The sequence below is a fragment of the Stenotrophomonas oahuensis genome (assembly GCF_031834595.1).
Lineage (GTDB): Bacteria > Pseudomonadota > Gammaproteobacteria > Xanthomonadales > Xanthomonadaceae > Stenotrophomonas > Stenotrophomonas oahuensis.
In genome coordinates, this window is the sequence record NZ_CP115541.1 from 3,111,923 (window position 1) to 3,124,459 (window position 12,537).

10 protein-coding genes are annotated in these 12,537 nt (G+C 65.5%); 1 reads left to right on the plus strand and 9 read right to left on the minus strand.

The annotated features are described in order from the left end of the window. Positions 1–427 precede the first annotated feature (427 nt). The 8 genes from bamA to PDM29_RS13880 form a co-directional block, all read right to left on the minus strand. Positions 428–2,794, minus strand: a complete 2,367-nt coding sequence (gene bamA, locus PDM29_RS13845) for an outer membrane protein assembly factor BamA (RefSeq protein ID WP_311190683.1) — start codon at positions 2,792–2,794, stop codon at positions 428–430. A gap of 72 nt (positions 2,795–2,866) precedes the next feature. Continuing rightward, positions 2,867–4,225, minus strand: coding sequence for an RIP metalloprotease RseP (gene rseP / locus PDM29_RS13850; RefSeq protein ID WP_311190684.1), 1,359 nt, complete (start codon positions 4,223–4,225; stop codon positions 2,867–2,869). A gap of 34 nt (positions 4,226–4,259) precedes the next feature. Beyond that, positions 4,260–5,450, minus strand: a complete 1,191-nt coding sequence (locus PDM29_RS13855; RefSeq protein ID WP_311190685.1) for a 1-deoxy-D-xylulose-5-phosphate reductoisomerase — start codon at positions 5,448–5,450, stop codon at positions 4,260–4,262. A 2-nt stretch (positions 5,451–5,452) separates the two neighbouring features. Beyond that, positions 5,453–6,277 (minus strand): phosphatidate cytidylyltransferase, encoded by an 825-nt coding sequence (locus PDM29_RS13860; protein WP_311190686.1) that lies wholly within the window; start codon positions 6,275–6,277, stop codon positions 5,453–5,455. Then, complete coding sequence (gene uppS / locus PDM29_RS13865; protein WP_311190688.1) at positions 6,274–7,038, minus strand: polyprenyl diphosphate synthase; 765 nt, start codon at positions 7,036–7,038, stop codon at positions 6,274–6,276. The genes PDM29_RS13860 and uppS overlap by 4 nt, the downstream gene beginning before the upstream one ends. Positions 7,039–7,042: 4 nt before the next feature. Further along, the gene (gene frr, locus PDM29_RS13870) at positions 7,043–7,594 is read right to left on the minus strand and encodes a ribosome recycling factor (protein WP_311190689.1); all 552 of its coding nucleotides are present in this window, start codon (positions 7,592–7,594) and stop codon (positions 7,043–7,045) included. Positions 7,595–7,760: 166 nt separating this feature from the next. Continuing rightward, the gene (gene pyrH / locus PDM29_RS13875) at positions 7,761–8,489 is read right to left on the minus strand and encodes a UMP kinase (RefSeq protein WP_311190690.1); all 729 of its coding nucleotides are present in this window, start codon (positions 8,487–8,489) and stop codon (positions 7,761–7,763) included. A gap of 112 nt (positions 8,490–8,601) precedes the next feature. After that, positions 8,602–10,101, minus strand: a complete 1,500-nt coding sequence (locus tag PDM29_RS13880) for a sensor domain-containing diguanylate cyclase (RefSeq protein WP_311190691.1) — start codon at positions 10,099–10,101, stop codon at positions 8,602–8,604. Between the two features lie 192 nt (positions 10,102–10,293). Here PDM29_RS13880 and PDM29_RS13885 point away from each other — a divergent pair, with 192 nt between their 5' ends. Next, a complete protein-coding gene (locus PDM29_RS13885; RefSeq protein WP_311190692.1) occupies positions 10,294–10,989 on the plus strand; it encodes an AIM24 family protein in 696 nt (231 codons plus the stop codon). Between the two features lie 602 nt (positions 10,990–11,591). On the opposite strand, the gene tsf is transcribed toward PDM29_RS13885, so the two are convergent. Continuing rightward, positions 11,592–12,473, minus strand: coding sequence for a translation elongation factor Ts (tsf, locus tag PDM29_RS13890; RefSeq protein ID WP_311190693.1), 882 nt, complete (start codon positions 12,471–12,473; stop codon positions 11,592–11,594). Positions 12,474–12,537 lie beyond the last annotated feature (64 nt).

Genomic DNA, 12,537 nt, shown 5'->3' on the forward strand with positions numbered 1-12,537 from the left:
CCCTGTAAGCTCGGTCGCCGCATCCATGCGGCTCACGCCCCCTCCAGCCCACCCCGACCCGCCCCGACAGGCGATCGGTGGCCACCGGAAATCAAAACCCGTGCACAGAGCCTGGTAGCGTCGGTCGACAGACGACGGCCCTGAAACGTTCAACACGCGGTGACGCATGACAATGAGCCAACGCACGCTTTTGCCGTTGCTCTCCGGTCCGCATTGCGACCATCCGTCAGGGGCGGGGGCCGGGTACCCTCCGTAGGGACACTCCACGGCATGGATGCCGTGGAGTAGCCTACATGGACGTACTTGCGGCGTGTCCCGGAGCGAGGGTGCCCGCCCCCGCCCCAGCACGTACGAATCGAAACGCCGGCCGTACGCGCAAAAACAAAAACGCCGGGACAAGCCCGGCGTCTCTGCTGTTTGCGGGGTGTTAGAACTGCCCGCCGAACGTGAACTGGAGACGCTCGATCTCGTCGCCATCTTCCTTCTTCAACGGGAAGGCATAGCTGATCGAGATCGGGCCGACCGGGGCGCGCCACAGCAGGGCGACACCGGTGGAGACGCGCAGTTCGTTGGCCTTGAAGTTGTCCACGCCGGTGTACACGTTACCGAAGTCGACGAAGGCCGAGACGCGCGCCGACGGGCTGTCGAACAGGCGCGGGAAGTAGGCTTCGACCGATCCCACGGTCTTCAGCGAACCACCCAGCGGCTGGCCGCGGCTGTAGGAAAGCGTCGGTTCCGAACGCGGGCCCAGGGTGTTGTCTTCGAAACCGCGCACCGAGTTGGTACCGCCGGCGTAGAAGTTCTCGTAGAACGGCAGGCCCGACGCGGTAACGGTGCGGGTGGTGCCGTCCGGATTGGTGATTACCCGGGTGGTGTCATTGCCGTAGGAATCGCCGTAGCCCACTTCGGCGCGGGTGTTGATGACCAGCGACGGAATGATCGGCCAGTACTTGGAGATCTGGTAGTTGAGCTTGTAGTACTCGACCGTCGAACCCGGCAGCGTGGTTTCCAGGCCAACACGCTGGTAGGTACCGCGGGTCGGCATGAAGTAGTCGTTGCGGGTGTCGCGCGCCCAGCCCAGCTCCGTGCGCCAGGAATGGAAGGTGCGCTGACCGATCGCATCGATGTAGTCGATGATCGACTGCGGGGTGGAGCCCGGGTACGTGGTGATCTGGTTGCTGTCGATGCCCACCATCAGCGAGACGGTGTCGTTCTCGGTGATCGGCACGCCGAACACCACCTGCGCGGCACCGTTGGTGCTGTTGTACTGCGCGGTGTTGAAGTCGGAGTAATCCAGTTCGCGCCACGACAGGTTGTAGCCCAGCGACACGCCGTCATCGGTGAAGTACGGGTTGGTGTAGCTGAAGCCGTAACGCTGCAGGTAGCTGCTGCGCGAGGCTTCCACCGACACGCGGTTACCGCCGCCGAGGAAGTTGTTCTGCGACAGCTGCACCGAGGTGGTCATGCCGTAGGACTGCGAATAGCCCAGGCCGAACACGAAGCTGCCCGACGTGGTTTCCTTCACGTTGTAGACCACGTCGACCTGGTCGTTGCTGCCGGTGACGGCAGGCGTTTCCACGTCCACCGATTCGAAGTAGCCCAGGCGCTGCAGACGGATCTTCGAGCGGTCGATCGCGGCCTGCGAGTACCAGCTGTTCTCGAACTGGCGCATTTCACGACGCAACACTTCGTCGGAGGTGCGGGTGTTGCCCTTGAAGATGATGCGACGCACGCCCACGCGCGGACCCGGCACGACCTGCATGTTGATCGCCACGGTCTGCTCGGCGCGGTTGCTGGTCGGAATCGGGTTCACCTTGGCGAACGCGTAACCGATGTTGGACAGCGAATTGGTGATGGTGTCCGAGCTGAACTCCAGCAGCGCACGCGAGAAGGTGTCGCCCGGCTTCTGGATGACCATGCGCTCCACGTCTTCCTGCGGAAGAATGGTGTCGCCGGTGACCTTGATCTCGGAAATCTTGTACTGCTCACCCTCGGTCACGCCGGCGGTGATGAACATGTCGCGCTTGTCGGGGCTGATCGACACCTGGGTGGAGTCGATGCTGAAGTCCACGTAGCCGCGGTCCAGGTACCAGGAGTTCAGCTTTTCCAGGTCGCCGGAGAGCTTTTCCTTGGAGTACTGGTCGTCACGGCGGTACCACGACGCCCAGTTGTGCTCCTTGGATTCCCAGGTTTCCAGGATGTCTTCGGAGGCGAACTTTTCCGTGCCGACCAGGTTCACGTGCTGGATCTTGGCGGCCTTGCCTTCCTTGATCGCAATGGTGATGTCCACGCGGTTGCGGTCCAGCGGGCTCACGGTCGGGGTGATCTCGACGTTGTACTTGCCACGGTCGTTGTACTGGCGGCGCAGTTCCTGGGTCACGCGGTCCAGGCTGAGGCGGTCGAAGGTGCCGCCTTCGCTCAGGCCGATGTCGCTCAGTCCCTTGAGCAGCTGGTCGCTCTTGATGTCCTTGTTGCCGGTGACGGTCAGCTTGTTGATCGCCGGGCGTTCCTTGACCGTGACTACCAGGATGTCGCCCTGGCGCTGCAGCTGCACGTCCTCGAAGAAGCCGGTCTTGTACAGGGCACGGATCGATTCGCCGACCTTGCTGTCGGTCACGGTGTCGCCACGGTTCACCGGCAGGTAGGTGAACACGGTACCGGAGGTGATGCGCTGCAGACCATCGACACGGATGTCGCTGACGGTGAAGGGCTCGGCTGCCTGGGCCAGGGCCGGCACGCCGAAACCGGCGGCAAGTGCAAGGGCAAGCAGGCGGCGGTTGGGGAGTCGCGTCATGTCACGTCCGGTTGGAGTCGAATGCAATGTTGCGGGATGCCGGCGCATAAGACGACGACAAAAGGAAAAAGTTCATCGCGAGGCCAGCCCGAGGATGTCGTTGTAGAACGCCAATCCCATCAGGCCGGCCAGCAATGCCAGGCCGATGTACTGACCTGCTGCCATGGCGCGCTCGCTCAGCGGGCTGCCCTTGACCAACTCAATAAGGTAATACAGCAGGTGCCCGCCGTCCAAGATCGGGATCGGCAGCAGGTTGATGATGCACAGGCTGAGCGACATCACCGCCAGGAACCACAGGAACCAGTCCAGCCCGCGCTGGGCCGAAACATTGGCCACGCGGGCGATGGTGACCGGCCCGGATACGTTCTGCAGCGAAGCCGCGCCGGTGATCATGCGGCGCATCATGCCCAGCGAATCGCTGGTGGCGCGGGCGGTTTCGCGCAAGGCGGCGGGCAGGGCGGCCAACGGACCGTACTGCAGCGTGGTGTCGTAGACCGGGGCGCTGCTCTGCGGGAAGCCCACGCCGATCTGCCAGGTCGGCTGGCCACGCGCGTCCTTGCCCTGTTGCGGGGTGATTTCCAGCGCCATCCGGTCCGCGCCGCGCTGGACCTCGATCATGCCGGGGCCGCCGCGCTCGCCCAGCGCCCGTACCTGGGCCGGCACCTGTTCGGCTGAATCAATGCGCACGCCGTCTACGGCCAGCAGCAGGTCGCCGGGCATCAGTACACCCTCGGCGGGGTGGCCGGGCTCAATGCGTTCCACCAGGGCCGGCTGCATGCGGAACTGCCAGGTCAGCCCGGCCAGGGCCGGCACCCAGCGTTCATCGAAGCCGGCCGGCAGCTGCGACAGCGGCAGGGTCCGGGTGCGGACCTGCTGCTGCGCGTCCAGAACGGTCAGGGTGGCGTCGCGGCGGTCCATGGCGGCGGTGGTCAAGGCCATGCTGGCCTGGCCGGCGGTGACCACGTCACGGTCATCCACGCCGAGTACGCGGTCGCCGGTCTGCAGACCGGCGGTCAGTGCCATGCCGGTAGCGCGGCCAATGGTGGCCGAGTAGTCCTGCTTGCCGATGACGAACATTGCCCACAGCAGCGCCACGCACAGCACCAGGTTGGCCAGCGGGCCGGCGGCCACGATCGCAATGCGCTGCCAGACGCTCTTGTGGTTGAAGGCCTGGCCGCGTTCGGCCGGGTGTACTTCGACCTCGCGCTCATCGAGCATCTTCACGTAGCCGCCCAGCGGAATGGCAGCAATGGCGAACTCGGTGCCGGCGCGGTTGCGGCGCATCCACAGCGGCTTGCCGAAGCCGACCGAGAAGCGCAGCACCTTCACCCCGCAGCGGCGGGCCACCCAGTAATGACCAAACTCATGGAAGGTCACCAGCACACCAAGGCTGACGATCATCCACCAGACAGAACCGATGAATTCACCCATGTTGGACGTCGCGGTTAAGAGGCGGGAAGGGCATTCAGTGCGTGTCGATGGCGGTCTGGGTGATCTGGCGGGCGCGCTGGTCGGCGGCCAGCAGGCCCTCCAGTGTATCGGCCGGGCCCGCCGGGAGTGTTGAGAGGGCGTTAGCGACCAGTGCCGGGATGTTCAGGAAAGCGATTCGCCCCTGAAGAAACGCTGAAACAGCCACTTCATTGGCAGCGTTCAGGATGGCGGGCGCGGTGCCACCAGCCGCCATCGCCTGCCAGGCCAACCGCAGGCACGGGAACGCGTCGGTGTCGGGAGCCTCGAAATCGAGGCGGCCCTGAGTCAGCAGATCCAGTCCGGCCACGCCGGATTCGATCCGCTGCGGCCAGCCCAGCCCCACCGCGAGGGTGGTGCGCATGTCCGGCAGGCCCAGCTGGGCCAGGGTGGAACCGTCGATGAACTCCACCAGCGAATGCACCAGGCTCTGCGGGTGCACCAGCACCTCGATGCGTTCGCCTGGCACGTTGAACAGATGGTGGGCCTCGATCACTTCGAGCCCTTTGTTCATCAGCGTGGCTGAGTCGACCGAGATCTTCGGGCCCATGCTCCACTTCGGGTGGGCCACGGCCTGGGCCGGGGTGACCTGCTCCAGTTCGGCGCGCGAACGGCCGCGGAACGGGCCGCCAGAGGCGGTCAGCAGGATACGGCGCACGCCGGCCTGGTCCAGGCTGGCATCGCGCGAGCGCAGGCACTGGAAGATGGCGCTGTGCTCGCTGTCGATCGGAATGATCTCGGCACCGGCGGCGGTGGCGCGCTGCATCAGCAGCTCGCCAGCCAGCACCAGGGACTCCTTGTTGGCCAGCAGGATGCGCTTGCCGGCGCTGGCGGCGGCCAGGGTCGAGGACAGCCCGGCCGCGCCGACAATCGCCGCCACCACGGTGTCGCAGATGTCGCTGGCGGCAAGCTGATCCAGCGCATCAGGTCCGGCGTGGGCCTGGGTCGACAGGCCGGCGGCGCGCAGCCCGTCGCGCAGGGCCGCGAAGCCCGCTGCATCGGCAATGACCGCGTGATCCGGCCGGTGCGCCACGCACAGTGCCAGCAACGCCTGCACCTGGGTGCCGGCGGCGAGCACGGCGGCGCGGTAGCGGTCGGGATGGCGTGCGATCACATCCAGTGCAGACGCACCGATCGAGCCGGTGGCACCGAACACGGCGACCTGGCGAAGGGCAGGAGGGCTGTGCATGCTCAGAACCCGAAGATTTCCTTGCCCAGCGCGAACACCGGCAGAGCGGCGAGGACGCCGTCGATGCGGTCCAGCACGCCGCCGTGACCGGGAATGATGTGGCCCGAGTCCTTGGCACCGGCGTGGCGCTTGATCAGGCTCTCGTACAGGTCGCCCAGCACTGACGCGAACACCGCCACCACGGTGGTGACGACCAGTCCGAGCAGATGGTCGGAGGTGGCCCCGGCCATCCAGCCGAACACCAGCGCGACCAGCAGGCCAGCCAGCAGGCCGCCGACCAGACCTTCCCAGGTTTTGTTCGGGCTGATCCGCGGAGCCAGCTTGGTGCGCCCGAAGGTGCGCCCGGCGAAGTACGCCCCGGAGTCAGCCGCCCAGACGATGGCCAGGGCGGTCAGCAGCCACAGGTGGCCGTTGTCGCTGCTGGCATGGATGAGCACCAGCGCCGCCCAGGCCGGCACGATCGCCAGCGAGCCGGCCAGTAGCTTCAGGGTGCGCGCATGGCTGCCCGGTTCCGCCCCGAAGGTGAAGAAACGCAGCCATAGCAGGGCCAGCAGCCACCAGCCGATGCCGGCCAGGGTGGCAATCTGGTACAGCACTAGGGTGCCGGCGTCGGCCCATACGATGAGCACCATCAGCACCAGGTTCAGCACCAGCAGCACGGTGCGGGCCAGGGTGTCTTCGACCTGGGCCAGCTTCAGCCATTCCCACAGGCCGATCAGGAACACGGCGGCGGCGGAGGCGGCCAGCCACTGGGTCGGCAGCAGCAGGATGGCCGCAATGGCAACCGGCGCCATGATCAGCGCGGCGATGACTCGGGTTTTGGTCATGGGTGGGACGTCTCGGTGGCCAGGGCGGCGATCTGGGCGCTGGTCAGGCCGAAGCGGCGTTCACGCGAGGCATAGGCGTCCAGCGCCTGCTGCAGGTGGGTGGCATCGAACTCGGGCCACAGCACATCGGTGAACCACAGTTCGGTATACGCCAGCTGCCACAGCAGGAAGTTGCTGATGCGGGTGTCGCCGCCGGTACGGATGAACAGGTCGGGTGCGGGCAGGTCGGCCAGCGCGACCCGGCTGCCCAGCAGGGCCTCGTCGATCTGCTCGGGGAGCAGGCGGCCGGCCGCCACCTCAATTGCCAGTTCGCGTGCGGCGCGGGCGATGTCCTGGCGGCCACCATAACTGGCGGCAATGCTCAGGGTCATCGCGGTATTGTCGGCGGTGCGCTGTTCGGCCAGCTGCATGCGGCTGACCAGCCCGGCACCGAAGCGCTCGCGCTCGCCAATGAAGCGCACGCGCACGCCACGCCGATGCAGCTCATCCACCTCGCGCTCGAGCGCGTTGAGGAACAGCTTCATCAGCGCGTCGACTTCTTCCGTCGGCCGGCCCCAGTTCTCACTGGAGAAGGCAAACAGGGTCAGCGCGGCAATGCCACGCTCCAGACAGAAGTCGATGGTGCGGTTGACCGCACGCGCGCCGGCACGATGGCCGATCACGCGTGGACGGCGACGCTTCTGCGCCCAGCGCCCGTTGCCATCCATGATGATGGCCAGGTGGCGGGGCACGCCGGCAGCAGGGATCGGGGCCTGGGACATGGGCTCAGACCTGCATCAGTTCCTTTTCTTTATCGGCCACGACACTGTCGACGTCCTTGATGGCCTTGTCGGTCAGCTTCTGGATGTCGTCTTCGCCGCGCTTCTTTTCGTCTTCGCTGATCGCCTTGTCCTTCAGCAGTGCAGCGATCGCCTTGTTGGCGTCCTGGCGGATGTTGCGGATAGCGACCTTGCTGCCTTCGCCTTCGCCCTTGACCTGCTTGGCCAGTTCCTTGCGGCGCTCCTCGGTCGGCGGCGGCATGTTGATGCGGATCGAGGTGCCCAGCGTGTTCGGGGTGAACTCGGCGTTGTACAGCCCCTTCTCGATCTCCTTGACCATGCTCTTGTCGAAGGGCGTGACCAGCAACGAGTGGGCGTCGGCGTTGGTGATGGTCGCGACCTGGTTCAGCGGCGTGGAGGCACCGTAGGCGTTGACGACGACACGTTCCAGCAGGGCCGGCGAAGCGCGGCCGGTACGGATGGAGGTGAGGGTGTGCTTAAGAGCGTCAATGCTCTTGGCCATGCGCTCTTGCGCGTCTTTCTTGATGTCGTTGAGCATCGCCCGAATCCTGGATGTCACAGAGAATCGGGCGATTATAGGCGAAATCCGGTGAACCAAGACCGGTGCCGGGTGGCAGGGGCCGCGACGACCAACGGTCGTCGCCTACCGGGGTATTGCATCCGCCGGTAGGTACCGACCGTTGGTCGGTACCCGGAAGCGCCGATCAGGCGTTGTTGCGGCCGCGCACCAGGGTGCCGATGTTCGCGCCGTGCAGGATCTTCAGCAGTTCGCCCGGCTGGCCCATGTCGAACACGCGCAGCGGCAGGTCGCTGTCGCGGGCCAGGGCGAAGGCGGCGGTGTCCATCACTTCCAGGCCACGGGTGATGACATCGTCGTAGGTCAGGCTGTCAAAGCGGACCGCATCGCTGTACTTGTTCGGGTCCTTGTCGTACACGCCGTCGACCTTGGTGGCCTTGAGCAGGAGGTCGGCCCCGATTTCGATGGCGCGCAGCGCGGCACCCGAGTCGGTGGTGAAGAACGGGCTGCCGACGCCGGCGGCGAAGATCACCAGGCGGCCCTTTTCCAGATGACGGATGGCGCGGCGGCGGATGTAGTCTTCGCACACGTCGTTGATCTTGATCGCGCTCATCACGCGGGCCTTGGCCCCGAGCTTTTCCAGCGCGTCCTGCATGGCCAGTGCGTTGATCACGGTGGCCAGCATGCCCATCTGGTCACCGGTGACGCGGTCCATGCCGCCCGCAGCCAGGCCGGCTCCGCGGAAGATGTTGCCGCCGCCGATCACCAGGGCCACTTCGGCACCGGCCTGTTGGGCTTCAATCACTTCCCGGGCCAGGCGGTTGATGACCTTGGGGTCGATGCCATAGTCCTCGTCTCCCATCAGCGCCTCCCCGGAAAGTTTCAGCAGGATGCGGCGATAGGTGAGATTGGACATGACGGCCTCTGGATGCGTGGAAAACGCGGAAATTCTACTGGATGCGGCGTCAACCGGCGTAGAAATTTTGTTGCGTCGCGGCAGCGTTCGCCGCGACGCCTTCCAGGCCTGTTCAGGCGGGCGCGGTATCCGGGGACCGGGCGATGACCCGGTTGCGGCCCAGGCTCTTGGATCGATAAAGGACGTCGTCAGCTGCCTTCAGCAGGTCCTGGACCTCGGCAAAGCGCTCATAGCCGCCCTGGGTGGCGACCCCGGCCGAGAAGGTGATGTACAGCGGACTGCCGCCGACGTCGGCCATCGGGGTGTTGACGATGTTGGCCAGCACCCGGCGGATCACCTCCAGCGCCACTGCTTCGGTGGTGTTGGGCAGCAGCGCGATGAACTCCTCGCCGCCGAAGCGCGCCACGGTGTCGCTGCTGCGCAGCTGTTCCTGCAGCTTGGAGGCGAAGGCGCGCAGCACTTCATCGCCCAGCAGGTGACCGTGGGCGTCGTTGACCTTCTTGAAGTCGTCCAGATCGATGAAGGCCACCGACAGCGGCCAGCCGTGCCGGGTGGCGCGGTTGAATTCCTGCTCAAGCACCGCTTCGAGCTGGCGGCGGTTGAGTACGCCGGTGAGGGCATCGCGGTGGGCCTGCTCGGCCAGCCGGTTGGCGCGGGCTTCGAACTCGTCGGCACGCTGCCGGGCCATGGCCGCGTCCTGCATTTCACGCAGGTTGCGCAGGGTGGCCAGCTCCTGGGCGTGGTCGATCAGCTGCTGCACGCGCAGCGGTGAGGTCAGGGTGGTTTCGAACAGGGCTCCGATATCGGGCAGGGCCTCGCTGATCCGGGCCAGCACCTGGTCGAACTGGGCGCTGTCCAGCTGCAGGGTGTCGTGGACACGCTGCAGGGCCTGTTCACGCGCCGTGTCGGCGTCGGTGCCCAGCCAGATGTCGGCGACCGCGCCGGAAACGGCCACGCAGGCCTGGAACTTGTCCTCGGTGGCCTCGGGCGATTCGCTGCGGGCGATGGCGTCGACCAGATAGCGCGGCAGGTCCCACTGCTCGGCCATCCAGGCACCGACCTCGGCGTGGGTGCAGTCCAGCTGCTCACGCTCCAGGGCCAGCAGCTGGTCGTTGTCGGCCGCGGCGCGCAGCACCGGCAGGTAGCGGTCCGGTTCGCTCTGGGCCAGGACCAGGATGCCGATGTCCTGCAGCAGGCCCGCCAGCATCAGCTCCTCGGCCTTGCGCAGACCGCGGGCCTGGCCGAGCAGGCTGGCCGCCAGCGCGCTGAGGATGCTGCGTCGCCAGGCGCGCTCGCGCACGTCCTGGCCTTGGCCGGGGGCGGTCAGGTCGCGGGTGACGGTGAAGCCCAGGGCCAGGCTGACAGTGGCGTTGAGGCCGAGCATGGTCAGCGCCTGGCCGAGGTTTTCAATCCGGCGGCGGCTGGCGTACAGCGGCGAATTGGCGATGCGCAGCATGCGCGCGCTCAACGCCATGTCGATGCCGATGATATCGGCAGCGGTGGTGATGTCCGCTTCCGGGTTCTGGGCCAGCTCGATGATGCGCAGGGCAATTCCGGGCGGCGAAGGCAGGTTGCGGCAGAGCGCCAGGGCGGCAGTCAGCTCGGGAGACATGGCAGGAACACTGAAATGATGTGGCAAGAATACATGGAGTACGTCACAGATTTGAGCTGTAGTGCTTGCCATGTCCGAAAACGTGAGGTTCGTCACCCTGGTTTGAGGGCAGGCTGGCCTCCTGATCTCTTTGTTAACACATCCGCCCAACCTGTACCATGCGCGCACTCACTTAAAAGGAAGTTGCTGTCCATGGCTGTGAAGTCGCTCAAGGAATTCCTGGCTGCCACGCAGGAAAAGGATCTCAGTTCGGATGCCTTCGAGCTGGAGAGCCCCTACATGCTGGAGGTCCGGGTGGATGGCCGGGTCTGGGCCAAGTCGGGCGCGATGGTGGCACGCAAGGGTGCGGTCAAGTTCACCCGCGAAGGGGTGCTGGAGCGCGGCGTGGGCAACCTGCTGAAGAAGCTGGCCACGGGCGAGGGCCTGCGCCTGATGAAGGCTGAAGGGCAGGGCCGGGTCTACCTGGCCGACATGGGCAAGAAGATCACCCTGCTGCGCCTGGAAGGCGACTCGGTGTTCGTCAACGGCAATGATGTGCTGGCCTTCGAAGACGGCATCGATTCGCAGATCACGATGATGCGCAAGGTGGCGGGGATGATGGCAGGCGGTCTGTTCAACATCCGCCTCAGCGGCCAAGGCATCGTGGCAATCACCTCGCACTACGAGCCGATGACCCTGCCGGTGAGCGCGCAGACCGGCCCGATCTTCACCGACCCGAATTCGACCGTGGCCTGGTCGGGCACGCTGACCCCCGAGGTCGTCACCGACATTTCGCTGGGCACCCTGCTGGGCCGCGGCTCGGGCGAAAGCCTGCAGCTGAAGTTCGCCGGCGAAGGCTGGGTGGTCGTGCAGCCCTACGAAGAAGTCACTTTCCAGACCAAGCCCTGATTTGATTGCTGGCATTCGACGCGGTACGTAGAGCCGGGCTTGCCCGGCTGCTGTTGGCTTTTGGCGAACAGCCGGTGGTCATCGGCTACCTGGTTTGGCGGGGCGGGATGGGCGTTCCGGGGGAAGCTGCAAGTACGTCCATGTAAGCTCGATCGCCGCATCCATGCGGCTCACGCCCCCTCCAGCCCATCCCGACCCGCCATCGACAGTAGGTCGGTGGCCATGGGAGATCAAAATCAACGGCGGCCCCGGTCCATTGTCATGCGTTACCGGATGTTGTCCGTTTCACGGCGATCGTCTGTCGACCGATCCCACCGGGGCTACGTGCTGTTGATTTCCCATGGCCACCGACCATCTGTCTGGGGCGTGCCGGGGTGGGTTTGCGGGACCGTCAAAAACATGGATGTTTTTGACGAGCCCCCATGGATGGGTTTACGGCGTGTCCCGCAAACCCACCCCGGTACGACCAAACACGGAAACCGTTGAATCGTCGGCTGTTCGCCAAAAACCAACAGCAGCCGGGCAAGCCCGGCTCTACAAATGCAGGCCACAAAAAAACCCGGCCGAGGCCGGGTTTTTTCGCTATCGCGTGAAGGCGAGAATCAGGCCAGGCCGGCCTGCTTCATCACTTCGGCGGCGTAGTCTTCCACCACCTTCTCGATGCCTTCGCCCACGATCAGCAGCTGGAAGCCGGTGACGTCGGCCTTGGCGGCGGTCACAACCTGCTCGACGGTCTTGTCGCCGTCCAGCACGTACGACTGACCGTAGAGGGTGACGTCGTTGACGATCTTGTTGATCTTGCCGCTGATGATCTTTTCCAGGATCTCGGCCGGCTTGGACTTGTCCTTCTCGGACATCTTGGCCAGTTCGATTTCCTTTTCCTTTGCCACGAACTCGGCCGGCACGTCAGCCGCCTTGTTGTGCGGCGGCTTCATGGCAGCCACGTGCATGGCCAGGCCACGGGCCAGCTCGACGTCGCCGCCGATCAGTTCGACCAGCACGCCGACCTTGCCGTTGGTGTGCACGTAAGCACCGATGTTGCCGGTGGTGTCGGCCTTGACCAGACGACGGATCTGGATGTTTTCACCCAGGGTCTGGATCGCGGTGGCGCGGGCTTCTTCCACGGTCTGGCCCGAAGCCAGGGTGGCGCTCTTCAGGGCTTCCACGTCGGCAGCGCCCGAGGCCAGCGCAGCGGCGGCGACGGCGTCGACGAAGTTCTTGAAGTTGGCATCGTTGGCGACGAAGTCGGTTTCCGAGTTGACTTCGACCAGCACGGCCTTGCCGCCGTCCTGGGCCAGACCCAGACGGCCTTCGGCGGCCACGCGGTCAGCCTTCTTGTCGGCCTTGGCGGCGCCGGACTTGCGCAGGGCTTCAGCAGCGGCGTTGATGTCGCCGTTGTTTTCAGTCAGCGCCTTCTTGCACTCCATCATGCCGGCGCCAGTGCGCTCGCGCAGTTCCTTGACCAGGGAAGCAGTGATTTCCACGGGAATTCCTCACATAAGAAAGGGGTTGGGCCGGCATGGTGGCCGGCCCGTGTGACAAAGACCC

Coding starts and splice junctions, on each gene's coding strand:
- PDM29_RS13880 (WP_311190691.1), bottom strand. CDS start 10,101: ATGTCTCCCGAGCTGACTGCCGCCCTGGCGCTCTGCCGCAACCTGCCT.
- frr (WP_311190689.1), bottom strand. CDS start 7,594: ATGCTCAACGACATCAAGAAAGACGCGCAAGAGCGCATGGCCAAGAGC.
- PDM29_RS13885 (WP_311190692.1), top strand. CDS start 10,294: ATGGCTGTGAAGTCGCTCAAGGAATTCCTGGCTGCCACGCAGGAAAAG.
- PDM29_RS13855 (WP_311190685.1), bottom strand. CDS start 5,450: ATGCACAGCCCTCCTGCCCTTCGCCAGGTCGCCGTGTTCGGTGCCACC.
- rseP (WP_311190684.1), bottom strand. CDS start 4,225: ATGGGTGAATTCATCGGTTCTGTCTGGTGGATGATCGTCAGCCTTGGT.
- uppS (WP_311190688.1), bottom strand. CDS start 7,038: ATGTCCCAGGCCCCGATCCCTGCTGCCGGCGTGCCCCGCCACCTGGCC.
- pyrH (WP_311190690.1), bottom strand. CDS start 8,489: ATGTCCAATCTCACCTATCGCCGCATCCTGCTGAAACTTTCCGGGGAG.
- PDM29_RS13860 (WP_311190686.1), bottom strand. CDS start 6,277: ATGACCAAAACCCGAGTCATCGCCGCGCTGATCATGGCGCCGGTTGCC.
- bamA (WP_311190683.1), bottom strand. CDS start 2,794: ATGACGCGACTCCCCAACCGCCGCCTGCTTGCCCTTGCACTTGCCGCC.